Annotated in this window: 22 protein-coding genes and 2 pseudogenes; 11 read left to right on the top strand and 13 right to left on the bottom strand. The window is 66.6% G+C overall.

Features of this window, described 5'->3' with window-relative positions:
* Nucleotides 1-1,518, top strand: a complete 1,518-nt coding sequence (locus tag V5F59_RS02635; protein WP_393982946.1) for an aldehyde dehydrogenase family protein — start codon at nt 1-3, stop codon at nt 1,516-1,518.
* Nucleotides 1,519-1,593: 75 nt separating this feature from the next.
* Here V5F59_RS02635 and V5F59_RS02630 read toward each other — a convergent pair whose 3' ends face one another.
* Nucleotides 1,594-2,388: an IclR family transcriptional regulator gene (locus V5F59_RS02630; RefSeq protein WP_393982947.1), complete on the bottom strand. Its 795-nt coding sequence runs from the start codon at nt 2,386-2,388 to the stop codon at nt 1,594-1,596.
* Between the two features lie 170 nt (nt 2,389-2,558).
* Between V5F59_RS02630 and V5F59_RS02625 the strand changes: the two genes are divergently transcribed.
* The 7 genes from V5F59_RS02625 to V5F59_RS02595 all read left to right on the top strand — a co-directional run bounded on the left by V5F59_RS02625 (nt 2,559) and on the right by V5F59_RS02595 (nt 9,238).
* A complete protein-coding gene (locus V5F59_RS02625; protein ID WP_393982948.1) occupies nt 2,559-3,350 on the top strand; it encodes an ABC transporter ATP-binding protein in 792 nt (263 codons plus the stop codon).
* On the top strand, nt 3,343-4,047 hold the full coding sequence (locus tag V5F59_RS02620; protein ID WP_393982949.1) for an ABC transporter ATP-binding protein: 705 nt from the start codon (nt 3,343-3,345) through the stop codon (nt 4,045-4,047). Before V5F59_RS02625 ends, V5F59_RS02620 begins: the two co-directional genes overlap by 8 nt.
* A gap of 7 nt (nt 4,048-4,054) precedes the next feature.
* Nucleotides 4,055-4,942, top strand: a complete 888-nt coding sequence (locus tag V5F59_RS02615; protein ID WP_393982950.1) for a branched-chain amino acid ABC transporter permease — start codon at nt 4,055-4,057, stop codon at nt 4,940-4,942.
* A gap of 4 nt (nt 4,943-4,946) precedes the next feature.
* Nucleotides 4,947-5,918: a branched-chain amino acid ABC transporter permease gene (locus tag V5F59_RS02610; RefSeq protein ID WP_393982951.1), complete on the top strand. Its 972-nt coding sequence runs from the start codon at nt 4,947-4,949 to the stop codon at nt 5,916-5,918.
* A 17-nt stretch (nt 5,919-5,935) separates the two neighbouring features.
* Nucleotides 5,936-6,226, top strand: coding sequence for a DUF3303 domain-containing protein (locus V5F59_RS02605; RefSeq protein ID WP_393982952.1), 291 nt, complete (start codon nt 5,936-5,938; stop codon nt 6,224-6,226).
* 31 nt (nt 6,227-6,257) lie between these two features.
* Nucleotides 6,258-7,502, top strand: a complete 1,245-nt coding sequence (locus V5F59_RS02600) for an ABC transporter substrate-binding protein (RefSeq protein ID WP_393982953.1) — start codon at nt 6,258-6,260, stop codon at nt 7,500-7,502.
* Nucleotides 7,503-7,570: 68 nt separating this feature from the next.
* Nucleotides 7,571-9,238 carry an amidohydrolase gene (locus V5F59_RS02595; RefSeq protein WP_393982954.1) on the top strand — a complete coding sequence of 556 codons (1,668 nt, stop codon included), beginning with the start codon at nt 7,571-7,573 and terminating at the stop codon, nt 9,236-9,238.
* A 71-nt stretch (nt 9,239-9,309) separates the two neighbouring features.
* Here the strand turns inward: V5F59_RS02595 and V5F59_RS02590 are convergent.
* From V5F59_RS02590 to V5F59_RS02580, 3 genes and pseudogenes are all read right to left on the bottom strand, one after another.
* Nucleotides 9,310-10,201 (bottom strand): annotated as a pseudogene (locus V5F59_RS02590) (IS1 family transposase).
* Nucleotides 10,202-10,246: 45 nt separating this feature from the next.
* Nucleotides 10,247-11,329, bottom strand: a pseudogene (locus V5F59_RS02585) (helix-turn-helix domain-containing protein).
* Between the two features lie 94 nt (nt 11,330-11,423).
* Nucleotides 11,424-11,912, bottom strand: coding sequence for a hypothetical protein (locus tag V5F59_RS02580; protein WP_393982955.1), 489 nt, complete (start codon nt 11,910-11,912; stop codon nt 11,424-11,426).
* Nucleotides 11,913-12,156: 244 nt separating this feature from the next.
* Here V5F59_RS02580 and V5F59_RS02575 point away from each other — a divergent pair, with 244 nt between their 5' ends.
* Nucleotides 12,157-12,315, top strand: a complete 159-nt coding sequence (locus tag V5F59_RS02575) for a hypothetical protein (RefSeq protein ID WP_393982956.1) — start codon at nt 12,157-12,159, stop codon at nt 12,313-12,315.
* A gap of 36 nt (nt 12,316-12,351) precedes the next feature.
* Here the strand turns inward: V5F59_RS02575 and V5F59_RS02570 are convergent, their stop codons facing one another.
* Both V5F59_RS02570 and V5F59_RS02565 read right to left on the bottom strand, forming a co-directional pair.
* Nucleotides 12,352-12,711, bottom strand: coding sequence for a DUF5615 family PIN-like protein (locus V5F59_RS02570; RefSeq protein WP_393982957.1), 360 nt, complete (start codon nt 12,709-12,711; stop codon nt 12,352-12,354).
* Nucleotides 12,712-12,898: 187 nt separating this feature from the next.
* Nucleotides 12,899-15,721, bottom strand: coding sequence for a cation-translocating P-type ATPase (locus V5F59_RS02565; protein ID WP_393982958.1), 2,823 nt, complete (start codon nt 15,719-15,721; stop codon nt 12,899-12,901).
* A gap of 202 nt (nt 15,722-15,923) precedes the next feature.
* Between V5F59_RS02565 and V5F59_RS02560 the strand changes: the two genes are divergently transcribed.
* Entirely contained in the window at nt 15,924-16,883 is a 960-nt protein-coding gene (locus V5F59_RS02560; protein ID WP_393982959.1) for a universal stress protein, read from the top strand.
* On the opposite strand, the gene V5F59_RS02555 is transcribed toward V5F59_RS02560, so the two are convergent.
* From V5F59_RS02555 to V5F59_RS02540, 4 genes are read right to left on the bottom strand one after another with little or no spacing between them, the layout of a single operon-like run.
* Nucleotides 16,856-17,185, bottom strand: coding sequence for a P-II family nitrogen regulator (locus V5F59_RS02555; RefSeq protein ID WP_393982960.1), 330 nt, complete (start codon nt 17,183-17,185; stop codon nt 16,856-16,858). The two genes, V5F59_RS02560 and V5F59_RS02555, sit on opposite strands and share 28 nt — an antisense overlap.
* Nucleotides 17,136-17,945, bottom strand: coding sequence for a DUF1538 domain-containing protein (locus tag V5F59_RS02550; RefSeq protein WP_393982961.1), 810 nt, complete (start codon nt 17,943-17,945; stop codon nt 17,136-17,138). Before V5F59_RS02550 ends, V5F59_RS02555 begins: the two co-directional genes overlap by 50 nt.
* Nucleotides 17,942-18,637 carry a DUF1538 domain-containing protein gene (locus tag V5F59_RS02545; protein ID WP_393982962.1) on the bottom strand — a complete coding sequence of 232 codons (696 nt, stop codon included), beginning with the start codon at nt 18,635-18,637 and terminating at the stop codon, nt 17,942-17,944. Before V5F59_RS02545 ends, V5F59_RS02550 begins: the two co-directional genes overlap by 4 nt.
* 15 nt (nt 18,638-18,652) lie before the next feature.
* Nucleotides 18,653-19,705 carry an AI-2E family transporter gene (locus V5F59_RS02540; protein WP_393982963.1) on the bottom strand — a complete coding sequence of 351 codons (1,053 nt, stop codon included), beginning with the start codon at nt 19,703-19,705 and terminating at the stop codon, nt 18,653-18,655.
* A 223-nt stretch (nt 19,706-19,928) separates the two neighbouring features.
* On the opposite strand from V5F59_RS02540, the gene V5F59_RS02535 reads away from it, so the two are divergent.
* A complete protein-coding gene (locus V5F59_RS02535; protein ID WP_393982964.1) occupies nt 19,929-22,214 on the top strand; it encodes an FAD-dependent oxidoreductase in 2,286 nt (761 codons plus the stop codon).
* A 48-nt stretch (nt 22,215-22,262) separates the two neighbouring features.
* Here the strand turns inward: V5F59_RS02535 and bktB are convergent, their stop codons facing one another.
* The 3 genes from bktB to V5F59_RS02520 all read right to left on the bottom strand — a co-directional run bounded on the left by bktB (nt 22,263) and on the right by V5F59_RS02520 (nt 25,482).
* Nucleotides 22,263-23,447: a beta-ketothiolase BktB gene (gene bktB / locus V5F59_RS02530; protein ID WP_393982965.1), complete on the bottom strand. Its 1,185-nt coding sequence runs from the start codon at nt 23,445-23,447 to the stop codon at nt 22,263-22,265.
* Between the two features lie 58 nt (nt 23,448-23,505).
* Nucleotides 23,506-24,588 carry a 3-hydroxyacyl-CoA dehydrogenase gene (locus V5F59_RS02525; protein ID WP_393982966.1) on the bottom strand — a complete coding sequence of 361 codons (1,083 nt, stop codon included), beginning with the start codon at nt 24,586-24,588 and terminating at the stop codon, nt 23,506-23,508.
* Nucleotides 24,589-24,714: 126 nt separating this feature from the next.
* Nucleotides 24,715-25,482: an SDR family NAD(P)-dependent oxidoreductase gene (locus V5F59_RS02520; protein ID WP_393983024.1), complete on the bottom strand. Its 768-nt coding sequence runs from the start codon at nt 25,480-25,482 to the stop codon at nt 24,715-24,717.
* Nucleotides 25,483-25,620: the final 138 nt, after the last annotated feature.

Genomic DNA, 25,620 nt, shown 5'->3' with positions numbered 1-25,620 from the left:
ATGGGACTTCAGGGCAACCCCGCCGTTTTCGACACCGACGCGCTGCTGCGCCCCGGCGTGCGCGCCTTCCTCGGCGAGCGCCACCGGCTCCTTATCGACGGCGTGTTCGTGGATGCCGCCTCGGGCGCAACCTTTGAGAGCTTCGATCCCGCCACCGGCCGCAAGATCGCCGACGTGGCCCACGCCGGGGCCGAGGACGTGGACCGCGCGGTGCGCGCGGCGGCCCGCGCCCTGGAGGGGTCGTGGGCGCGGCTTTTGCCAGCGGAGCGGGAGGCGGTGCTGCGCCGCTTCGCAGCTCTGGTGGAGGGCCATGCCGACGACCTCGCCCAGATCGAAGCCCTCGACAGCGGGAAGCCCGCCTCCCAGATCAAGGCGGTGGACATCGCCCTCGGTGTCGGCGCGCTCAGTTACAATGCCGGTTGGGTCACCAAGATCGAGGGACGCACTTTGCCGGTCTCGGTGCCGGATATGCATGTCTACACCCGCCGCGAGCCAGTGGGCGTGGTGGCCGCCATCGTGCCCTGGAACTTTCCCCTCTGCCAGGCCTGCTTCAAGCTCGCCCCGGCGCTTGCCGCCGGCTGCACGGTGGTGCTGAAGCCGGCGGAGCAGACCCCGCTTTCCGCCCTCTATCTCGGTCGCCTCGCTTTGGAGGCGGGCCTGCCGCCGGGCGTGCTGAACGTGCTGCCCGGCTTCGGCGCCACCACCGGGCAAGCGCTCATCAGCCATCCGGGGGTAGCCAAGATCGCCTTCACCGGGTCGGAGCGGACCGGCAAGCACATCGCCCGCTCGGCCGCCGACAGCCTGAAGCACGTGTCGCTGGAGCTGGGCGGCAAGAACCCCAACGTCATCTTCGCGGATGCCGATGTGGAGGCCGCCGCCGCCGTGGCCGCCATCGCCATCTTCTTCTATTCGGGCCAGGTCTGCGCCGCCGGCTCGCGCCTCATGGTGGAGCGGCCGATCTACGACCGGGTGGTGGAGACGGTGATCGCCGAGGCCGGCAAGCTGAAGCTGGGGCATGGCTTGTCCGGAGATACCTTCATGGGGCCGCTGGTGTCCGCCCAGCAGCTCCAGCGGGTGTCCGGCTTCGTCTCCCGCGCCGCCGAAAGCGGGGTGCGCGTCGCCCAGGCCGGGACGGCGCCGCAGGGCGCGCTGGCGGGCGGCTTCTTCCACGCGCCCACGGTGCTGGTGGATGCCGACGACACTGCCGAGGTGACGCGCGAGGAAATCTTCGGCCCGGTGCTGGTGGTGCAGCCTTTCGACACCCTCGGCGAACTGAAGGCCCGCGCCAATGCCACCAGCTTCGGCCTCTCGGCGGGGGTGTGGACGCGCGACGTGAAGAAGGCCCACGCCACCGCCGCCGCGCTCCAGGCCGGTACGGTGTGGATCAATACCTATGGGCAGTTTGACGCGACCGCCCCCTGGGGCGGCTTCAAGCAATCCGGCTACGGGCGCGACAACGGCGCGGAGAGCCTGGAGAAGTATCTCCAGACCAAGACGGTCTGGACGGCGCTCGCCTGACCCGCGCCGACCCCTGATCCGAGGCGGCGCTGCAACCGCCTCGGCCTCGCCCCGGCCACGCGCTCATCGGTCCCCTCAGCCCGCCAGCGTGGCCGGGGCACCGCCCCTGCCGCCCTTGGTGAGCGCCGTGGCGATGGCCTTCGCGACCACCTGCATGCGCTTGGGAATGCCGTCGGCAATGAGCCTGGTGATGCGCGGCAGCGGCCCCACCACGCCCAGGCTGTAGACGACCCCGGCCGGCGGCACCTCGATGGGGACCGCCACCGCAGCCAGCGCTTCGTCCACCTCGCCGATGCAAGTGGCGAACCCCCGCTCGCGCACCTGCGCCAGCTCTGCTTTGATGGCGGCCGGATCGACCTTGGTCTTGTCCGTGAGGCGCATGATGCGGCCAGACAACGCCCGGTCCACCACCTCCTCGCTCTGGAAGGCGAGGATGGCCTTGGAGCAGGCGGTGGCGTTGGGCTGCATGGTCTTGCCGGGGAGCACGAAGCCACGCCAGGGCGCGTCCGGCGATTCCATCACGATGGAGCGCACCTGGACGCCCTCGATCCGCGCCACGTAGCAGGTCTCGCCGATCTGGGTGCTCAGGTCGCGCAGCAGCACGCTGGTATGGCTCTCCACGAACGCGTCGTCGGTGCTGAGCAGCGCGAGGCGGCGTACCCGCTCGCCTATGACATAGGCAGAGCCGGAGGCGGTGAGCCCCACCAGGTTGCATTTCTGCAGGCCAGCCAGCAGCCGGTGGGCGGTGCCCTTGGGCAGGCCGAGCACGCGCGCCACCTCCATCAGTGACAGCCCGTCCGGATAGGCGTTGAGAATTTCCAGGATGCGGAAATAGCGCTCCAGCGGCAGCAGCTTGTGGTCTTCGGCCATGTGGTCTCGTCCCTGACGGGGCAGCCTTACGTCGACGGCCACGCCAGCGTCCAGCACATCGCGCTGTCGCGATGTCGAGGAAACTCGATTGACAGTCAGTAAAAGCTGTCTACCATGATCTGTAAATCGAGACAAGTTTCGAAAAACAAAACTTTCCAGAGGTGCCAAACATGCAAGCCAGCCTGTCGGCCGCGCCCGGCCGCGCGGGGAACGTGATCCTGTGCGCGGAGGGCCTCACCAAGGATTTCAGCGGCTTCACCGCGGTCAAAAATGTCGATCTGCGCATCCGCGAGGGCAGCGTGCACGCCCTCATCGGCCCCAATGGCGCGGGCAAGACCACTGTCTTCAACCTGCTGACCAAGTTCCTCCAGCCGACCCGGGGCCGGATCATCTACCGCGGCGAGGACATCACCCGGGCCGGCGCGGCGCGGGTGGCGCGGATGGGGCTGGTGCGCTCGTTCCAGATCTCCGCTGTATTCCCGCACCTGACGCTGCTCGACAATGTGAGAGTGGCGCTCCAGCGACCGCGTTATCTCGCCACCCAGTGGTGGCGCTCGGTGACGGCGCTCGACACCCTCAACGCCCGCGCCATGGAGCTGCTCGACGCGGTGCAGCTCGCCGACCACGCCCATGTGACGGCGGCCGAGCTGTCCTACGGCCGCAAGCGGGCGCTTGAGGTGGCAACGACCCTCGCCCTGGACCCGGAGATGCTGCTGCTGGACGAGCCCATGGCCGGCATGGGACATGAGGACGTGGGCCATATCGCCGACCTGATCCGCCGTGTGGCGCAGAACCGCACGGTGCTCATGGTGGAGCACAATCTGAACGTGGTCTCGCAATTGTGCGACACCATCACGGTGCTGGCGCGCGGCGAGATCCTTGCCGAAGGCAATTATGACGAGGTGAGCCGCGACCCGCGGGTGCGCGAGGCCTACCTCGGCAGCGAGCCGGCCGATGACTGAGCCGCATCTCTCTCTACGCGGCCTCAACGGCTGGTATGGCGAAAGCCACGTGCTTCACGGCGTGGACCTGGAGGTGCCGGAGGGCGAGACCGTCACCCTCATCGGCCGCAACGGGGCCGGAAAGACCACGACGCTGCGGGCCATCACGGGGCTCCTGAAGCGCCGCACCGGCGAGATCCGGCTGCACGGCCGTGAGCTCATCGGCCTGCCGGCTTATGCCGCAGCGCGTGCCGGTATCGCCTACGTGCCGGAGGAGCGCGGGATCTTCGCTGCGCTCACCGTGAAGGAGAACCTGACGCTGCCGCCAGTGTTGGCAGAGGGCGGCATGAGCCTGACGGAAATCTACCGCCTGTTCCCGAACCTGGAGGAGCGCGCCTCGAGCCCCGGCACCAAGCTTTCCGGCGGCGAGCAGCAGATGCTCGCCATGGCGCGGGTGCTGCGCAACGGCGCCCGGCTGCTGCTACTCGACGAGCCCACCGAGGGCCTCGCCCCCGTGGTGGTGCAGCGCATCGGCGAGGTGCTCAAGGCATTGAAGGCCGCGGGTATGACCATCCTGCTGGTGGAGCAGAATTTCCGCTTCGCCCGCCGGCTCGCCGACCGCTTCTATGTGATGGAGCACGGCCGGATCGTGGATCAGGTGACGACCCGCGACGCGGGTGTGCGCATCGCCTCCCTTCAATCCTATCTTGGCGTGTGAGGCGGTCATGGCGACCCTCTTCGGAATCCCGGTGCAGGCGCTGTTCGGCCAGCTTCTCATCGGTCTCATCAACGGCTCGTTCTACGCCATGCTCAGCCTTGGGCTGGCGGTCATCTTCGGCCTGCTCCGGGTCATCAACTTCGCCCACGGCACGCAGTACATGCTCGGCGCCTTCTCGGCCTATCTGCTATTGTCAGTGTTCGGCTTCGGCTTCTGGCCGTCGCTGCTGCTCGCTCCGCTCATAGTGGCGGCGGCGGCGTTCGTCATCGAGAAGCTGTTTCTGCGCCACCTCTACGGCCTCGACCACCTCTACGGCTTGCTGCTCACCTTCGGCCTCGCCTTGATGATCGAGGGGCTGATGCGCGACGGCTTCGATGCTGCAGGGCGGCCCTATGCCGTGCCCGCCAGCCTCACCGGCTTCGTGAATCTGGGCTTCATGGTGCTGCCCATCTATCGCGGCTTCGTGGTGGTGGCCTCGCTGGTGGCGTGCCTTTCGGTGTGGCTCGTCATCGAGCGCACCAAGCTCGGCGCCTATCTGCGCGCGGCCACGGAAAATGCCGGGCTGGTGGAGACCTTCGGCGTCAACGTCCCGCGGCTGCTCACCTTCACCTACATGCTCGGGGCGGGACTTGCCGCGCTCGCGGGGGTGCTGGCGGCGCCCATCTACCAAGTCAGCCCACTCATGGGCACGAACCTCATCATCATCGTGTTCGCCGTGGTGGTGGTGGGCGGCATGGGCTCCATTCTCGGCGCCATCGTCACCGGCTATGCGCTGGGGTTGCTCGAAGGCCTCACCAAGGTGTTCTACTCGGAGGCCTCTTCCATCGTGATCTTCGTGGTCATGGCCGCGGTGCTGTTGGTGCGGCCCGCCGGCCTGTTCGGACGGGAGGCCTGAATAGATGACGCTTGTGCCTTCTCCTGCCCGGCGCCTCGCCTTCACCCTCGCCGTTCCGCGATGGACCTGGGTGCTGGCGGCAGTGGCCCTGCTCGCGGTGGCGCCGCTGGTGCTCTACCCGGCGTTCCTGATCAAGATCCTGTGCTTCGCGCTGTTCGCGGCAGCCTTCAATCTGCTGCTCGGCTATGCGGGCCTGCTCTCCTTCGGCCACGCCGCCTTCTTCGGCGGCGCCGCCTACATCACCGCCCACTCGGTGAAAATCTGGGGCCTCCCGCCGGAGCTGGGGCTGTTGGCCGGCGTTGTCTTCGCCGCAGCGCTTGGGCTGGGCATGGGCATGCTCGCCATCCGCCGCCAGGGTATCTACTTCGCCATGGTGACGCTGGCGCTGTCGCAGATGGTCTATTTTATCTTTCTCCAGGCACCCTTCACCCATAGTGAGGACGGCATCCAGCAAGTGCCGCAGGGCCATTTGTTTGGCCTCGTCGATCTCTCGCGGCCACTGGCGCTCTATTACACCGTCGCCACGATCTTCGTTCTGGGGCTCGTCTTCATCTGGCGTGTGGTCAACTCGCCGTTCGGCAACGTGCTGAAGGCGATCCGCGAGAACGAGCCGCGCGCCATTTCGCTGGGCTACGAGGTGAACCGCTACAAGCTCACCGCCTTCGTCATGTCGGCCGCCCTTGCCGGGCTCGCCGGTGCCACCAAGGCGCTCGCCTTCCAGCTCGCCACGCTGGTGGACGTGACCTGGCAGATGTCGGGCGAGGTGATCCTGATGACCCTGCTCGGTGGCATCGGCACGCTGCTCGGGCCGGTGGTGGGGGCCACCCTTGTTACCGTGCTGGAGCACCAGCTGGGCGCCACCAGCATCCCGGCCCCGGTGCTCATCGGGGCCTGCTTCGTCGCCTGCGTGATGCTGTTCCGGCGCGGCATCGTCGGCGAGATCGAATACCGGCTCGCGCGCCGGAACAAGCGTTGAATCCGAGAGGACCTGCCATGCACTTCATGATCATCACCGGCTTTCGCAATCAGGATGGTGCGGCCGTCTACCGGCGCATGCGCGAGGACGGGCGGCTGATCCCCGAGGGGATGACCTTCAAGTCCTCCTGGGCCACGGCGGACCTCACGCGCTCGTTCCAGGTGTTCGAGTGCGAGGACGTGACGCTGATCCAGCGCTGGGTCGCGCGCTGGGCCGACCTGTGCAGCTTCGAGGTGGTGCCGGTCGTCACCGGGGCCGAGGCATCCGACGCTTTGGCCGCGGACGAACCCGACGCCCGCGCCGCCTGATTTAGCGGATAACGAGAGGGGAACCGTAACCATGACGACGACTTTGAAAGGACTGGCGCTCGCCGCCGGCATCTTCTGCGCCGCGGCCCCCGCTTTGGCGCAGACGACGCAGAAAACCGCCGCTCCCGGCGCCGTTTCCGATGACAAGGTCAAGATCGGCCTGCTCATGGACATGTCGGGCAATTATTCCGAGGTGGCGGGCCTCGGCTCCGTCACCGCCGCGCGCATGGCGGTGGAGGATTTCGGCGGCAAGGTCCTCGGCAAGCCGGTGGAGGTGGTCTTCACCGACATGCAGAACAAGGTGGACATCGCGGTGGCCCGTGCCCGCGAATGGTTTGACAAGGACGGCGTCGATGCCATCGTGGACAGCAACATGTCCTCCGCCGGCCTTGCCGTGAGCGCCCTGGCGAAGGAAAAAAACAAGATCCTCGTCATCAATATTTCCGGCTCACCCCGCTTCACCAACGAGGACTGCAACGCCAATACCGTCCATTACGTGTACGACACCTATGCGCTGGCCAATTCCACGGCCAAGGCGGTGGTGCAGCGCGGGGGCAAGAACTGGTACTTCGTGACGGTGGACTACGCCTTCGGCCACGACTTTGAACGCGACGCTGCCAATACCGTGAAGGCCAGTGGCGGGAAGGTGCTCGGCTCGGTCCGGGTGCCGCTCGGCGCTCTCGACTATTCCTCCTTCCTGCTGCAGGCCCAGAGCTCCGGTGCGGACGTGATCGCCTTCGCCACCGCCGGTGCCGACACTGCCAACGCCATTAAGCAGGCGTCCGAGTTCGGCATGGGGCAGAACGGCCAGAAGCTGGTGGGGCTCCTCGTCTACATCAACGAGATCAATGCTCTGGGGCTCAAGACGGCGCAGGGCATGCTGCTCACCTCCGCGTTCTACTGGGACATGAACGAGGAGACCCGCGCCTTCTCCAAACGCTACTTCGAGAAGATGCAGAAAATGCCAAATATGTCCCAGGCCGGCGTCTATTCCACTACAATGCATTACCTGAAAGCCATCGAGGCCGCAGGCACCGACGAGGCTTCCGCCGTGATGGCCAAGATGAAGGAAATGCCCATCAACGACTTCTTCGTGAAGAACGGTCATATCCGCGAGGACGGGCGTATGATCCGCGATCTCTACCTGTTCCAGGTGAAGACACCCGAGGAATCCAAATATCCATGGGATTATTACAAGCTCATCGCGACCATCCCTGGCGATGAGGCGTTCCTGAAGCTGTCGGAATCCCGCTGTCCGCTCGTCAAGAAGCCGTGACTCTTTCGCACCGCCGGGCTCTGTCCGGCGGTGCGCCATGCGTGCATCCAAGACGTCCAAGAGGCATCATGTCCACATCCTCCCCATCCTCGCGTGACATCGTCTTGCTCGGCGGGCGGGTCATCACCATGCAGCCCGGCGCCTCCGAGGCCTTCGAGGGCGTGGTGGTCCGCGGCGCGCGCATCATCCGCCTGATCCGGCGCGCCGACGCGGCCGAGCACGCCGCTGCCGGGGCCGAGGTCATCGACCTCGGCGCGCGCACGCTGATGCCGGGCTTCGTGGACGTGCATGCCCACGCCGAGGTGGTGTGCCGCACCGGCCACAATACCGTCGATTGCCGCGCCCCCGAATGCGGGACCATCGAGGACGTTCTCGATGCCCTGACCAGCCAATGTGTGCCTGCGGATGTTACCCCCTGGATCGTCGGCCAGGCGAACCTGTTCTTCGACCGCAAGCTGAAGGAGGGGCGCCTGCCTACCCGTGCCGAGCTGGATCGGGTGAGCCGCGACCGGCCTGTGGCGCTCAGGGCTGGGGGGCACATCACGGTGCTCAATACCAAGGCGCTGGAGGTGGCGAAGATCGATCGGGACTATGTGGCGCCGGCCTTCTCCATCACCGGCCCGCCATTCGTGGAGCGCGACGCCGACGGCAATCCCACCGGCGTGGTGAAGGAGATGGATACCATCCTGCCGCTGCCACAGCTGACCCACGAGACATTGGCCCAGGCGCTGGACGAGGGGCTGAACTCCTATTTCACCCGCTACGGCGTCACCACCATCGGCGAGATCTCCGAGACCGTGCTCGGCACCCAATGCCTCGACGATCTCGCCACTGACGGCCGCCTGCCGCTCTCCATGCGGCTCTATCTATGGGCGCCGGGCATGCTGGAGCTGGACAAGGCCCTGAATTGGCAGGACCATTTCCATCTTGGTGCGTCCGAGCGCCAGTTGCGGGTGCAAGGCATCAAGCTGTTCTCGGACGGGGGCTTCTCCGCCCGCTCTGCGGCCGTGAACTGCTGCTATGTGGGGCACCCCGGCTTCTCGGGCTCCATCGCCTTCCAGAAGTATTTCTTCCGTCGTGCCTACCGCCTCAGCCAGGAGCGGGGGCTGCAATTGTCGGTCCATGCCAACGGCGATCGAGCCCAGGACTGGCTCAGCGAGACGGTCATCAAGATGGGCGGCGCCACCTCCGGCCGCACCCGCATGCGCATCGAGCATGCCGGCAATCTGATGCCGCGTACACGTACCGCGGACCTGTGGGCCGAGGCAGGCGTGCTGCCGGTGCCGCAGCCGGTCTTCATCTACACCTTCGGCGAATATTTCGAGGACTATCTGGGCGAATACGGCACCCGCGGCCGCTTCCCGTTTCGCACCCTGCTTGACCAGGGCTGGCGCCTCTCCGGCAGCTCGGACGTGTGGATCGGCTCCGAGCGGGAGGCCACCAACCCCTTCTTCTCCATCTGGAACTGCCTGAAGCGTCAGACCTATTCGGGCAAGTTCATCGATCCCCACGAAACCATCACCCTGGAGGAGGCGCTGCGCATGCACACGCTGGATGCCGCCCTCACCATGGGTGAGGACGACGTGTGTGGTTCGTTGGCGCCCGGCAAGTACGCCGACATCATCGCCCTCGACCGCGATCCCTTCACGGTGGACGTTGACGAACTGCGGTCGATCCAAGTGGACTATGTCATGTCCCTCGGGCGTACCGTCAGACAGGAGATCGCCGCCGTGTGATTGTCCCGCCTTAGGTCCGGGACAGGAAGGCGGGCGCGACCGCCCGCCTCCAGTCGAGCGAGGGTAGTGTCTCAGTTTGAAATTTCTTCGCCGCGCTTTTTGTAGGGGCCGCGCTTTCCGGGCTTCGGGCCGGCTTCGTCCAGCATGACGGCAAGGTCTTCCATGGACCAAAGCCGATCCGCGACACCCGCCGCCATCGCAGGCGTCACCTTGTGCGCCTTATGCAGCTTCATGAAGTTGTAGAACACCGTGTAGATGGCGACCATGTGCATGTGGTTCTCGAACTTCTTCGAGAAGCCGTTCGTCAGGCGGGTGAACCGGCGCATCTGCATCCGCATGGTGAGGTTCTGGCGTTCGGCATAGGACGTGCTGACGTGCTTCGGGATCGGGGGAGCCCTCAATGCGCTCCTTGCGGGCGCCGATGCACTCCGCAGGGCTGTAGCGGCCACGGGCGCTTTCCGGTGCCGTGCCATACAGCTTCACCAGCATCGCATAATCCACGTCCCCGCCGAACGCGCCCTCGGCTGCCTCAAGGTACGCCTTGTGACCGTCTGAGGTGAGCTGCACTCGGTTCGCGAGACGGCCTGCCAGATCGTCCATGAAGGCCATCGCATATTCGCTGTCGCGACCGCCCACCAGCCAAGACACGATGAGCTTGGACTCGGCATCGATGGCGGTCCACGTCCATGTATCGCCCGCCTCTTCCGGGGCCGCCTTGGCTGTCGCTACGTTCTTCTGTTTCGCGTAGGTGAACGACCAAATCTCATCGACCTGCACCCGCCGCGCCTTCACACCGCGCACCTGCTCATCGTGGAAGGCCGCGCACGCCTTGCCGGCATCCACCAGCATCTTGGACACTGTGTTGATGCTCACGTCCGCAACGCGGGAGATCGACCGCATGGACGACCCCTCGCAGAGCATGGAGAGGATTTGGACGCGCTTGGCGAGAGGCAGCTTGTTCATGCGAGGCATGATATGAACTTTCATGCTTAGCGTAAATTAGAAAGTTCATTTCAAAGTCGGAGTCACTCCCTCCAATGCTTTGCGGTCCAATGTCCCCGCTGACAGCCCGCAAAATGACTCTATCAAGCTAGCATTAAATCTTAGCTGTTGGATGATGTCGTCTGGATGCTTTCGCCCATGCTCCAATACAAGCCTGACAGCCCTTTTTAAAAGCTGTGGCTGCTCGATTGCAATCCTGCCTGGATCATCTAACGGCTCTGATTTTCTCCATTTCCTAAAAGAAATTTTCTTATACAAATTTAGATATTGATCGTCATCTATAATATCAAAATCCTTACATCTATAAATCATACATTGTATTGATACCTTCCACCTCTCTTTCAGAGTAATAAATGCGTCAAGTTTTGTCGTGTAAATCTCATTTTGGAACGACTTCTTCGGGAGCAAAAATGGGCCGGCAAATCTATTTGCCTCAGACTCAATGATTTTAAGCGTCTCTTTGTTTTCGATCTCGGATTACTCAACCCATCTATGTAGAATCAAATGGCCAAGCTCATGGGCAACGTCATATCTCCTGCGGACGCCCGCCTCCTTTTCGGTCGCCATAAAAATGAATGGGCGATTTCCGCTCCAGAACGAAAAGGCTTCCACATTCTCCTTTTCCATTTCGTAGCGGCAAACAACAACACCTTTGCTTTCGACCAATGAAAGCACATTTGAGAGTGGTCCCGAGCCCAACCCCCAATGACGCCTCACGTCTGAAGCTATCTCGTCAATCTCTTCATATGAATACCTACCGTCATTTGACGTAGGCGCAAATTCTGGAATATTTACGTCTGGATAGTTGACTAGATCATCAAAATATTTTGCAATATGTACGAGCCAATCACCCAGAACCGCGCAGGCCTCATTTCGCCTAACGGTGTCGGCTCCAGTTTTACGGAAAAAACGAGTGCTTTGTTGTCCAAAAGACGGGGCATCGGCGCCGGTGAAAAAGATCGCTGGTTGTGACAATGCTTCTGAAATCCTGGCAAACGTCGCTGGCTCAGGCGATTTGTCTCCGCGTTCGTAGGCAGAAATCGCCTGCCGCGTCACGCCGACAAGATCCCCTAGGTCTGCCTGAGACAAGCGTGCGGCCTTCCGCGCATCCCGGAGCCTAGTTGGAATCAAAAGCCGCTCGGGCTGAACTGCGCGAGCGGCTTTTGGAAAGCTAAAAATGTTATCAGGAGGCATTGTCTTTACGCCACTTATCGATTTCTTCCTTGAGGGACATCACCGCCTCTATGTCCGTATCCTCAACCGAATCCTCCGGGGCAACAACGGCATGAGGCATCAGCATCAAATTTCCGGTGCGGTAGTGGTAACCCTTCTGATGGTCCTCGCGCGGAATGCCGAGATCCGCGAAATTCAGTGATTGATGGCCATGGATGAGAAGAACATGCGGCGCCCCGCCTGTGGTCGGAGCTTCTTCTGGATTCGGAAGCCCAACTAGCCATCCCTGACTATTCAGTCTCTTATTAGCGCGAAAGCACACATCATGTGGCTGTTTCTTTGGATCGGCCACTTGGCTAATTGTTATAACTGAGTGGGATGGAAGAATATCCAAGTAACGTCCCGTAGGCCTCTCGAAATGGGTCCACCGGCAATCAAACGGCCACTGATCACTTTTGACGAGTCGCTCAAAGCCCAGATCGACCGCCCATTGGATCATAGCGCGCCCTCCATGCTTCCCGCTAAGCATATAAGTAGCTGGGCGCGGTGGCGACACCCCGGTCAAGGATGCCGGATTTCAAACTGAGACACTACCCGGTTCCCCCGATTTTCCTCCCTGGCCTGCGGCTGAACCAGAAAATCGGCTCCCCCACCCGCCGGCGCTGCCGATCGCTGCGCGATCCCTGACCCGGCCCTCCAGCACCCGGTCACCCGTCTCCGTCATCAAGACAACGGAGGTTCCCATGACCGACTTCATCGACATCCACACCGAAATCGCCGAGTTGCGCGCTGAGCTCTCTGCCTGCCTCCTCACTCGCAAAGAGCGCGCCGACGCGCTCCAGCGCATCGAGAATCTACTCGCGGCGGTCGCTCAGACCCGCAACGAGGCGGAGGGAGGGTAACCCCTCCCTCCTTTTCTCCACAGCTTCCCCGTCGGTTCAAATGGGAAGCGAACACCTCAACAGGATCGCCTCGCCGGTGTCCTCGACGATCTCAATCACCTCGTTGACAAGCGCCGCTTCGATCGAAACCGCGTCGAAAAGCACGCACTGACGCGCCGGAAGTACCTGCGGCACGATGATCACAAGACCTACGTGGATCTCCTCCCTGGCGTAAAGCTTGTGGAAGTCCCGCGCATCGTTGGTCGCGAAGGTGAAGTCGCCAGCGACGATCCGGGGCATGAGATCACAGCCTGTATCGTCGCCGAGGCCAAGGCAGGTCACATGATTGGCCTGGTGGCCGCGAGCCTGAGCCACCACGACGAGAGATGTGCGCAGATACGCGTCGATCAGAAACATTATCCGGCCGCGCCCGGTCGGCGCCGCTGCGGATCACCCTTGAGCTCCAGATGCTGCGCGGACTGCGGCCACAGTCCCTGCCCATGAAGCGTCTTCGGCCTCCTGCGGGCCGGATGCGCGGCCGCCCAGATTGCGGCAAGGTCCCGCCGGACCCGCCCGGGTGACGCTTCGATGGTCCTGAACACGCTCACCTCGCCGGCGCGCGATCCGGGACGGCACGGCGCACCACGATCTTGCTCAGCTCGCGCAGCCAGAGCACCGAGCTCGCCACCGCCACGCAGATGAGCCAGTCGCCCGCGCCGAGGCCGACCACCGAGAACGCATCCTGCAGGACGGGGATGTAGATCACCGCGGCGTGCAGCAGGAGCGAGCCGACGACGGCGATCCACAGCCACCGGTTCCGCAGCAGCCCGCGGAAGGCGCTCGCCTCGTCCGAGCGGGCGTTGAAGACGTTGAAGAGCTGGAACATCACCAGCGTGGTGAAGGCCATGGTCTGGCCATAGGCCATGCTGCCCGCGCCCTCGATCAGCCCGCCGGGAAGCGCGGCGTCGAGCACCAGCAGCGTGCCCACCGCCATGATCGCGCCCACGAAGAAGATCCCGGCCCACATCCGCCCGGTGATGACCCCTTCGCCACGCGGTCGCGGCGGCTGACGCATCACGTCCATATCGGCCGGATCGACGCCGATGGCGAGCGCCGGGGCGCCGTCCGTGACGAGGTTGATCCACAGGATCTGCGTCGCCACCAGGGGCAGCGCCACCGCGCCCGCCGCCGCCGCGGAGAGCCCGATGGCCTGGGCGAGGACGATGCCGAAGAACATGGTCATCACCTCGCCGATGTTCGAGGAGAGCAGGTAGCGCAGGAACTTGCGGATGTTGGCGAAGATCGCGCGGCCCTCCTCCACGGCGGCGACGATGGTGGCGAAATTGTCGTCCACCAGCACCATGTCGGCCGCCTCCTTGGAGACGTCGGTGCCGGTAAGCCCCATGGCGATGCCGATGTCGGCCGCCTTCAGCGCCGGCGCGTCGTTGACGCCGTCGCCGGTCATGGCCACCGTCTCGCCGGCGCGCTGGAGCGCCTTCACGATCCTGAGCTTGTGCTCGGGATCGACCCGGGCATAGACCGACACCGCCTCCACCGTGCGGTCGAGCTCCGCCTCGGTCATGGCCTCGAGCTCGGCGCCGGTGACGGTTCGCCCATCCGCGCAGATGCCGAGCTCGGCGGCGATGGCCGCCGCGGTGGCGGGGTGGTCGCCGGTGATCATGAGGGAGCGGATGCCGGCGGCATGCGCCCGCGCCACCGCCGCGCGCGCCTCCGGCCGCGGCGGATCGATCATCCCGATCAGGCCGACGAAGACGAGCTCGCGCTCTGCCTCCTCGAACGCGTCGCCCTCCGGGCGCTCGCCCGGCAGGGAGCGGTAGGCGACGCCGAGGGTGCGCAGCGCCTGCCCGGCGAGCGCCTCGTTGCCCGCCAGGATGGCGGCCCGGCGGGCCCCGATGAGGGCGACCGCGTGGTCGCCGACCAGCTCGTGGGTGCAGCGGGCGAGCAGCACGTCGGGGGCGCCCTTCGTCATCAGGAGGAGGCGCTCGGGCCGTTCCGTATCGGTGTGGATCGTGCTCATCAGCTTGCGTCCGGAGGAGAACGGCACCTCGCCGATCCGCCGGAAGCGGGCGTCGAGCGCCTCCGGCAGCAGGCCCGCCTTGCGCGCCGCGACGATGAGCGCCCCCTCGGTGGGATCGCCCTGCACCACCCAGCCCGTGTCGCTTTCGCGCAGCACGGCGTTATTGGTGCGCTCGGCGGCGGTGAGGGCGCGGTCGACCTCGCGCCGGAGCGCCGCCAGGGACGTCTGCGCGCCGACGAGCTCCACCTCGCCGTCGGGCGCATATCCGGCGCCGGTGAGCTGCGCCCAGCCGCTGGCGGTCACCACCCGGCGCACCGTCATCTCGTTCCGGGTCAGCGTGCCGGTCTTGTCGGAGGCGATGACAGTGGCCGAGCCGAGCGTCTCCACCGCGGAGAGGCGGCGGATGATGGCCTTCTTCCGCGCCATGCGCTGCATGCCGATGGACAGGACCGCGGTGACCACCGCCGGCAGGCCCTCCGGCACCGCGGCCACGGCGAGCGCGACGCCGAGGATGAGCACGTCGAACGCCTGCGCCGCGCTGCGGACCTCGCCCAGCAGGAAGATGGCCCCGATCATCGCGATGGCGATGACGACCACCGTGACCGCCAGCGCGCGGCCGACGCGGGCGAGCTCCCTCTGCAGCGGCGTCAGCTCGTCCGGCGCCTTCTGCAGCAGGCCGGCGATGCGTCCCATCATGGTCCGCATGCCGGTGGCCGTGACCACCGCGATACCGTGCCCGTAGACCGCTGTGGTGCCGCTGAACAGCATGTTGCTGCGATCGCCGAGCCCGGCCTCGCCGGGGATGGCGGCGACCTCCTTGGCGGTCGGCACGCTCTCCCCGGTGAGCGCGGCCTCCACCACCTGGAGGGCGGTGGACTTAATGAGCCGGGCATCGGCCGGAACGGTGTCGCCCTCGGCGACGAAGACGATGTCGCCCGGCACCAGATCGGCGGCGTCGATGTCCATGCGCGCGCCCGCGCGCAGGACGTGCGCGTGGAGGGCGGACAATTGCCGCAGGGCCGCCGCGGCCCGCTCCGCCCGCGCCTCCTGGATGTAGCCCATTAGGGCGTTGAGGATCACGATGGCGAGGATGGCCAGCGCCTCGTAGGGCAGCGCCGAATCGCGCTCGTGAAGCCACACGGCGCCGGAGACCAGCGCCGCCACGATCAGCAGGAGCACCAGCACGTCGGCGAACTGGTCGAGGAATTTCAGCCATTCCGGACGGGCCGGCGCCGCCTCCAGCTCGTTGCGGCCGCCTTGCGCCAGGCGGCGCTCCGCCTCGGCCCGGCTCAGGCCGGAACGGGCGGACGTGCGCAAGGCATCGAGCACCGCCTCGGGCGGGGCGCGATAGGGATCGTTGGCGAAAGCTTCGGCGGGTATGGTTGCCATGCCGTAAGGTTAACATCTATTGATCAGCTCATGCGGTGATCCATCTCAAACCTGCCGCGCTCCGTCCACGCGACCGGTCGAATTGGGAAGGCCGCCCCCGGGCGCGCCTTGTCCACGAGGCCGGAAATCCTGTGGCGGCACGAGGGGCGCATGCCGACGATCGCGTCTTGAAGCCGATGTCGAAACCCGAGGAGGAGTGCACATGACCGGGACCAGCGCAGCGCAGGGGGCGCCGAAGTCCATCCTGCTCGCCACCGATCTCAGCCCGCGCTGCGATCGCGCGCTCGATCGGGCCTTGCTGCTGTCGCAGCAATGGCAGGCGAGTCTGGTGGTCCTCCACGTGCTGGAAGGGGCACAGGGGGCCGAGAGCGACTGGCGGGTGCCGTCCTGGCGGCGGCCGCCGGACCCTGCGAGCGTCGCCCACAGGCAGCTGCTGGCGGATGTGGGCGTGGCCGTGGACAAGGCCGAGATCGTGATTGGCGAAGGCGACCCCGCCGACGAGGTGGCGCGCGTCGCCGCGGAGAAAGGCTGCGACCTCATCGTGACCGGCATCGCGCGGGACGAGCTGTTCGGACGCGTCCTGCTGGGCACCACGGTGGACCGGCTGCTGCGCCGCTCGCCTCTGCCGCTGCTGGTGGTGCGCAACCGCGCGCGGCACGATTATCGGGAGATCGCGGTGGCGGCGGATTTCTCCGCTGCGTCGCGCTATGCCTTCGAGATGGCGATCCGCATTTTTCCGGCGGATCCCCTGACCGTTTTCCACGCTTATGAGAGCCCGCTCGGCGGATTGGCACCCGACTCGGATGCGCTTCGGCGCCAGTGGCGGGAGGTCGCCCTGCAGGACTGCGCCGCGTTCCTCGCCGCGGTGGATGCCGGGGGCGCCGCGCGGGGGCGGGTGCGCTCCTTCGTCGAATATGGCGCGCCGGCCAACGTGCTCCGCCAGGGGGTCCGGGACATGGGCATCGAGCTCCTCGTGCTCGGCACCCACGGGCGCAGCGCGCTCATCGAGATGCTGATCGGCTCCGTCGCCAAGGCGATCCTGGACGAAGTGACGTGCGACGTCCTCATCGTCCGCGATCCGCAGGTGGCGGCGGGAGCGGACGACGGGCCGGCCGTCGCTGCCGGGGCGGCGCCTCAGGAGGGCGGCGCCTCCACGAGGTGAGCGATACCGGCGAACTGCTCCACCGGAACAACGAAGGCGAGGCCGTGGCCCGGCGCCGTCAGCTCGGCGGCGCGCACGATCTCCTGAAGGATGACGTCCTGCATCTCCCGCGGCACCAGGGTCAGGACGATCTCCTTCTCCGGCTCGATCTGGATGCCGAAGACGCGCTGCTGCTCGTTGCGCCCGATGCCGCGGCCGAACATGACCGTGCCGCCATGGGCGCCGGCTTCCATGGAGGCCTTGAGGACGGTGTCACCCCAGCCCTTGCGAACGACGCTGACGATCAGGCACGGATTGAGCATCTGAGTTCTCCTGACCTGGATCCTGGCCGAGGCGCCCCGAGGCGCGCCCTTTCAGCCGGACGAGACATCCGAGCGCCATCACCGAGGTGATCGGCGCGATGGCGATGAGCGCCACGAAGCCGAAGCCGTGAAGGATGGGGTCCTGATCGCCCATGGTCGCGGAGGCTCCGAGCGCGAGCACCAGCAGGAAGCTGTTGGCGAGCGGCCCGGTCGCAACCCCTCCGGCATCCACGGCAATCATGACGAAATCCCTGTCGCTGAACCACATGAGTGCGATGACCAGCAGATAGCCCGGCACCAGCAGATAGAGAAGGGGGATGCCGTAGGCGATCCGCAGCATGCCGAGGCCGACCCAGACCGCCACCCCGATCGCGACAGCGTAGAGCACCAGCACGCCGCGGATGGACCCGCTGGACGCCTCCTCCACCTGGTCCGAGAGGATGCGCACCGCGGGCTCTCCCCAGGCCGTGAACAATCCCAGCAGCATGCCGGCGAGCACGAAGAGCCAGGTTTCCTCGAGCCCCCCGAGCGCCTCGCCCACCGCCCGGCCGAAGGGCAGGAAGCCGATGCCGACGCCGAGCAGGAACAGGAACAGGCCCGCGGCGGCGATGGCGGAGCCCTTCAGGATGTCCGCGACCTGCTGGAGCGGCAGGCGGAGCAGGAAGACCTGGAACAGGAGGAAGAGCACGGCGAGCGGCACCACCGCGATCGCCACGCTCAAGGCGGTGCTCTCGATCTCCGCGAGCCATCCGTCGGTCACGACAGCACGATCCCCGCCAGCAGCAGCACGATGATCGGCCCGACGGAGGCGAAGCCGAGCAGCCCGAACCCGTCGGAGACGGCCGAGCGGCCCGCCAGCACCGAGCTCAGGCCCATGGCGAGGGCGATGATGACGGGCGCCGAGAGCACCCCGGTGGTCACGCTCCCGGCGTCGAAGGCGAGCGGCGTGATCGCCGCCGGAGCGGCAAAGGCGAGCGCGACGACGAGGGCGTAGACGAGCGCCAGCATGACGCGCATGGAGCCACCGAGGACGATGCGCCCGATGGCCAAGGCGGTGAAGACCGCCACGCCGAGGGCCACGAGGACGAGGATCGCCCGGCCGGACAGGGCGCCGCCGGAGACGGCGTCCACCTGCCCCGCCAGCACCAGCACGTCCGGTTCCGCCACCGTGGTGGCGAAGGCGAGGGCGAAGGCCACGGCGAGGATCAGGGCGATCGATCCCTTCTTCGGCATCTCCGCGCCGACGAACCTGCCCATGGGCAGGATGCCGAGCTCGATGCCCACGAACAGCAGCAGCATGCCGAAGACGGCGAGGACCGAGCCCGCCAGGAACTGCAGGAACAGCTCAGCGGGCGCCCGCACCACGGCGATCTGCAGGACCGAGACCAGCCCCACCAGCGGCAGGACCGCCTTGATCACCTCGGCGAGCTTGTCTTTCAGCAATGTCCACATGGTGTCTCCATCCGTTCAGGGCTGCTGCTTGTCGCCGGTGAAGAGCGACCAGACGGCGACGAACAGGGCCGCGATCAGCGGGCCGATGACGAAGCCGTTCATGCCGATCAGCGAGAGGCCGCCGACGGTCGAGACCAGGATGAGGTAGTCCGGCAGCAGGGTGCCCTTGCCCACCAGGGTCGGCCGCAGGAGGTTGTCGATGGTGCTGATCACCAGCATGCCGATGGCGAGCAGGATCGCACCTTTCAGATAGGCCCCCGAGAGCAGCAGGTAACAGGCGGCGGGCACCCAGACCAGCCCCGCGCCGATCGCGGGAAGGAGCGAGAGGACCGCCATGAGCACGCCCCACAGCAGCGCGGCCTCGATGCCCAGCGCCCAGAAGGCGACCCCGCCGATGGCGCCCTGGATGGTCGCGATGATGACGTTGCCCTTGACCGTCGCCTTCACCGCCGCGGTGAAGGTGCCGAGGATGTGATCCGTGTGGCGCTCGCCGAGGGGGCTCGCCCTGCGGATCACGGCAGCAAGGCCTTCGCCGTCGCGGAACAGGAAGAAGAGCAGGTACAGCATCACGCCGAGGCTGACGAGCAGCTGGGCGGTGTTCTGTCCGACGGCGACCGCCCCGGTGGCGATGGCCTGGCTGGCCTGGAGCAGGAAGGACGTCAGCTTCGCCTGGATCTCCACGGTGCTGCCGAGGCCGAGGGCCGAGAGCGCGTCGAGGACGACGGGCGGCAGCGCGCCCTGGACCTGGGCAAGCAGCGCGCCGGGATCGAACTGGCGCGTGCTGATGCGGGTGTAGAGCGCGGTGGCCTCCTGGGCGAGGGAGGCAAGGATCAGCGCGCCGGGAATGACGACGATGCAGATCGAGGCCAGAACGCTGAGCAGCGCCGAAACGGTGCGGCGGCCGCCCAGCCGCTGCTCGAGCATGCGTTGCAACGGATGGAACAGGATGGCGAGAATGACGGCCCACAGGATGGCGCCGTAATAGGGCAGGAGGATCCAGACGAAGGCTGCGGTCACCAGGGCGACGGCGGCGAGAAAGCTGAGCTCCTGGATCGTCGGCCGCGGCATCAGGTCCGACTTGCCTCCATGGTTGCGGGTGTCCTTTTCTGAGCGGTGTCGGCAGGCCCCCCCCCCCCCCCCGCGCCCGGCGCCGGAAAGACCGGCACCCGAACGGACACGAACCCTATCATGGCCACCGGCTCGGTGTGGGTGAAGGTATAATCGATCATTCGGGAGCGCCGCCAGGGCGTGGACGTTTCGAACCGGCCGGCGCCCGGTCGAGGAGCATGCGATGACGCAGACAGGAGGGGATGGCGAAAGCGACGGCTCCGCGCCGCGGCATGTGGATTTCCTGCTGGTGGGCGGCGGGCTCGCGAGCGCGGTGGCGGCGCAAACGCTGCGCGCCGAGGGCGCCACGGGGTCGATCCTGATCCTCTCGGCGGAGGACGTGCCGCCCTATCATCACCCCCCGCTCTCCAAGCATCTGTTGACCGGGACCGAGGGCGAGGAACGAATCTTCGTCCACCCCGAGCCCTTCTACGCCGAGCATGGAATCGAGCTTGGCCTCAGCGAGCGGGTGGTCGGCGTGGATACGGTCAGGCAGCACGTATCCACGGCCCGTGGCAAGACGTTTGGCTATGGCCAGCTCCTCGTCGCCACTGGCGCGACGCCGAAGCCGCTCGATATCCCCGGCGCCGCGCTACCCGGCGTCTTCAGCCTGCGCCGCAAGGCCGACGCCGACGCCATCCGCGCCGCGGTCGCTGAGGCGAAAACCGCCGTTGTGCTCGGCGGCAGCTTCCTCGGCATGGAGATCGCCATGTCGCTTCTGGACGCCGGGCTGAAGGTGACGGTCATCGAACAGGGGCCGGTGCTGCTGCGCCATCTCGAGGCCCCTGCCCTCTCGCGCTACTTCGAGCGCCATGCAGAGGCCCGCGGCGCCAGCGTGATCCTGAACGACAGCGCAGCCGCCCTCCATGGCCGCGAACGGGTGGAGGCGGTGGAGACGGCGGGCGGCCGCAGCGTGCCGGCCAACCTCGTGGTGGTCAGCATCGGCGTCGCTCCCGCCACCGACTTTCTCGCCGGCAGCGGCATCGCCATCGAGGACGGCTACGTGGTGGTCGACGCTTTGCTGCGCACGAGTGCGCCGAACGTCTTCGCCGCCGGCGACGTCACCACCTTCTACGACCCGGTGTTCGCCCGCCGCCGCCACATCGAGCATTGGGACAATGCGGTGAAGCAGGGGCGGCTCGCCGCGCGCAACATGCTGGGCCGCCGGCTGCGCTACGACGAGGTTTCGTATTTCTTCTGCGAGGTAGGCGACATCGGCTTCAACGTGCTGGGCGCGACCGAGGAGACCGACGCCTGGATCGCGCGCGGCAAGCTCGATGAGGGCTCCTTCGCACTCTTCTACCTGAAGGGCGACGTGCCGCGCGCTTTGTTCTCGGTAGGGCGCCCGCCGGACGAGACTCGCGTAGCCGAGGGCCTGATCCGCTACCGGGTCGGCCTCGGCGAGATGCGGGAGCGCCTCAATGAGGAGACGTTCGTCCTCGACTATATCCCGACCCAGACGGCACTTATCCTCCAGGGCGGTGGCGCCCTGGGCGCGTTCGAATGCGGCGTGGTGAAGGCGCTGGAGGAGGAGGGCATCTTTCCCGACATCGTCGCCGGCATCTCCATCGGCGCGCTGAACGGCGCCGTGATCGCCGGCAATCCGCGCCACGCCACCGCGGCGCTGGAGGCGTTCTGGGCCGACCTCGCGGTGGCGACGCCGCAGTTGCCATCCGACGACCTGCGCCGCGCCACGGCCACAGCGCGGATCCTGGCGCTGGGTGTGCCCAACTTCTTCACCCCGCGCTGGATGGCGCCGCCCCTTCGCCCACAAGACTGGCTCACCAACTGGACCAGCTTCTACGACACCGCGCCCATGAAAGCGCTGCTGGCGAAGTATGTCGACTTCGCCAGCCTCAAGGACAGCCCGGTGCGCCTCCTCGTCAGCGCAGTCGACGTGACGACGGCGACCCTTGAGGTGTTCGACAGCTATGTGGACGACCTGACCCCCGACCACATTCTCGCGAGTGGCAGCCTGCCGCCGGGCTTTCCCTGGACCACAGTCGGCGGCAAGGCCTATTGGGATGGCGGCATCATCAGCAATTCGCCGCTCGATCTGGTGATTGACCGCTGCGGGCCGGACGGCAAGCGCGTGTTCATCGTCGACCTGTTCTCCGGCCGCCGGGACCTGCCCACCAACATGATGGAGGTGCTCGCGCGGCGCGACGAGATCGTCTATGCGGAGCGGGTGCGCTCCGACCTGCACCATCAGGCGACGGTGGAGACTTATCGTCGGCTCATTGCGCATATCCTGGCGCAGATCGAGCCGGCCCAGAGCGCGCGGATCAAGCGCTTGCCGGCCTATATCCAGCTCATGGGGGATGCGGCGACGACCACCATCACGAGGCTCGTGCGCTCTGGCGAGGTCGGAGAGCATTCCTCCCGCGACTACGACTTCTCCGACGTGGCCATCAGGGCCAACCAGGCCGAGGGCTACAAGGTGGCGAAGACGGCGCTGGGCAAGGCCTGAGCCGGGCGCCACCTTCCACATCAGCAATCACGACCAGAAATCAGCTTCTCATACCCGCTCGATCACCATGGCGATGCCTTGCCCGCCGCCGATGCACATGGTGACGAGGCCATATCGACCGCCGATCCGGCGCAGCTCGTAGATGGTCTTCACTGCGAGGATCGCGCCGGTGGCGCCCACGGGATGGCCCAGAGCGATGGCCCCGCCGTTGGGGTTCACCTTACCCGGATCGAAGTCGAGCGCCTTGCCTACGGCGCAGGCTTGCGCAGCGAAGGCCTCATTGGACTCAATCACGTCCAAGTCCCCCACCGTCAGGCCGGCGCGCGCAAGGGCGACCGTCACCGCTGGCACCGGCCCCATGCCCATCTGTGATGGATCGACGCCGGCCAGGCCCCAGGACACGAGGCGGGCCAAGGGCGTGAGGCCCTTCCGCGTCACCGCCTCGCCGGAAGCGAGCACAACCGCTGCCGCCCCGTCATTGATGCCCGACGCATTGCCGGCAGTCACCGAGCCGCCCTTCTTGAAGACGGCCTTGAGCTTCGCCATGTCGGCGACGGAGGCATCTCCGCGCACGTGCTCGTCAGTCTCGAACAGGACGATGCCTTTTCGGGTCGCGATCTCGAACGGGACGATCTGCTCCTTGAAATGACCGGCAGCGATGGCGCGTGCCGCCCGGTGATGGCTCTCCACCGCAGCGGTGTCCTGCTCCTCGCGGGAAACGCCGTAGCGCTCCGAGACGTTCTCGGCTGTCACGCCCATGTGGCCGTGGCCGAAGGGATCGGTGAGCACGCCGACCATCATGTCCACCGCCGCCGCACCGCCCATCCTCTGGCCCCAGCGGGCGGCCGGCAGCAGATAGCCGCCGCGGCTCATGCTCTCCGTGCCGCCGGCGAGCGCCATCTCGCCGTCGCCGAGCTTGATCATCTGTGCTGCCGTGAGGATAGCCTGCAGGCCCGAGCCGCACAGGCGGTTCACGGTCAAGGCGGGGGCTTCCTTCGGCACGCCCGCCTCCATGGCCACCACGCGGGAGACGTACATGTCCCGCGCCTCCGTATGGATCACGTTGCCGACAACGGCGTGCTGAATGTCGGCAGCGTCGATGCCCGCGCGCGCGATGGCCGCTTTCGCGACGTGGGCGCCCAGCGCGGCGGGCGGAACCTCCTTCAGGGCACCGCCGAAATCGCCGATGGCGGTGCGGGCGGCGGAAAGGAAGAAGACTTCGGTGGTGCTCATGGCCTATTCGCTTTCTAGCCGCGACGCTGCCGCGGAATGGAGGATGATGTCGCGCTTATCATCCTTGCGCGGCAAGGGAAGCGCGGGGCAAGGGGTGGCCATCGCGGAGGCAGAGGGACGCGACGGCCCGCTCCACAGTTTCGGCCGCATAGCGCCGCATGAGGGCGAACGGGCCGGCGCTGAACTTCAGCGCCAGGACGGCGCCGCGGTCCACGGCATCGGGATCGGCGACGCCCTCAGCGGCGAGCTCAACGGCGGGCAATGCCAGCGCGCCAAGCAGACGCTGTTCCACTGCGTCGAGGTCGGCCCCCGGCCGACTGTCCCCCACCGGCCAGTCCATCCCTCGCTCCGCCTGGGCGCGGAGCGCAGTGCTCGGTTCATAGAAGGGGCCAAGGCGTGAAAGGTTCGCCATGGCATGAGCCGCGACCGCAGGGCGGATGAGGTTCATCACCGCGAATGGGCCGGCCGCAGCCCCGAGACGGTCGCGGGCAACGCCATCCACGTCGGCCGGCCCGGCGACACCCTCCTCCAGAAGTCGCGTCGCCTCGTTGTAGTAGGGGCAGAAGAAGCGGTTGATGGCAAAGCCCGGCCGGTCGAGACACGGCAGGGGCGTGCGCCGTGTCGCACTCAGGAAATCGAGCGCACGCGCCAATGTGGCCTGCGACGTCGTATCCGCGCGCACCACCTCCACCAGGGGCGAGACCTCTGCGGGACTGAAATAGTGCAGGCCGAGGAAGCGGTCGGCGAAGCCGAAGCCGGCGGACAGCGCCTTCACCTCGAGCGCACTGGTATTGGTGGCGACCACCGTGTCCGCGCCGAGATGAGGCGCGAGAGTGGCAAGCAGATCGCGCTTCACCGCCAGGTCCTCGAACACCGCCTCGATGATGAGATCGGCATCGGCGAGGTCGGACAAAGCGGGTGCGGGAAGCAGGCGGGCGAGGGCCGCCTCGGCCTCCTCCGGGCGCATCCGTCCGTTCCTCACCCAGCGGGCATAGACGCCGGCGGCCCGCTCGCGGAGCCCTGCCACACCGTCCGGCCGGCTGTCATGGACCTTGACGGCCAGCCCGTGCCGGGCCGCATCGAGCGCGATGCCGCCGCCCATCAGGCCGGCGCCGACGACGGCCAACTGCGTGATGCTCATTCTGCTTCTCCCGATTTCCGTTCCGGCGAGCCGGGACGGCAGGTGAACGTCCGCCCGCATCGCGGAGGCCCCGCGCGGCCCGAAGCATTTTCAAGCGAAGCGGATATTGGTTCGCTCGAAAGCCCTCTAGAGGGACGAAATGAGGTGACCGCCGTCCACCGCCAGCGCAGTGCCCGTCACGTAGGCGGAAGCGTCCGAGCACAGGAACAGGAGCGGCCCGACAAGGTCTTCCAATGTGCCGAGGCGGCGGCAAGGAATACGGCGGATGAGAGCCTTGCCGGCATCGCTGGCGAAGAACGAGCGATTGAGGTCGGTCTCGACATAGCCCGGGCACAGCGCGTTGGCCCGGATGCCATAGCGGGCCCATTCGAGCGCCATGGAGCGGGTCAGCTGTACGAGCCCGGCCTTGGAGGCGGCATAGGCGGAGACCTGACCGGCGACCCGCAGGCCGAGGATGGAGGCTACGTTGACGATCGCGCCGCCTGCGGCGTTCCCCACCATCGCGCGCGCCGCGGCCTGCCCGACAAGGAACGCCCCCTTGAGGTTCGTGTCGAGGATGCGATCCCAGGTGCGTTCATCGAGGTCGAGGAGGGGAGTCGTGACCGTCACGCCCGCATTCGACACCAGGATGTCGAGGCGGCCCCATCTCTCTGTCACGGCCGCCACCGCGGCATCGGCCGAAGCCGGGCTGGTGACGTCGAGGGCGAGCCCCATCGCCTCCCCGCCGGCCGCAGCGATGCGGTCCGCCACCGCGGTGCAGGCGTCCTGCGTGCGGGCCGCCACGGCCACCCGGCCGCCGGCCGCGGCGATGGTCTCGGCGAAAAAGGCGCCCAACCCCTGCGAGCCGCCGGTGACGAGGGCGATACTTCCATCAAGTATTCCGCTAAAGCCCATCCCAAAATCTCCGAAGCTCCCGGCCGTCTGCGTCTCAGCCGCTTCCGCTTCCTGAATGCTGCGGGGTTCAGCCAGCACGCGCCATGCCGCGTCCTGCACTGGGCGCTCCTTCAAACACATGCGGCATCGAAGCCGCTC

The organism is Xanthobacter nonsaccharivorans (genome assembly GCF_043194755.2).
GTDB lineage: Bacteria > Pseudomonadota > Alphaproteobacteria > Rhizobiales > Xanthobacteraceae > Xanthobacter > Xanthobacter autotrophicus_G.
Note: the sequence above shows the minus strand (reverse complement) of the source record. Positions and strands in the feature narration are given on the sequence as shown.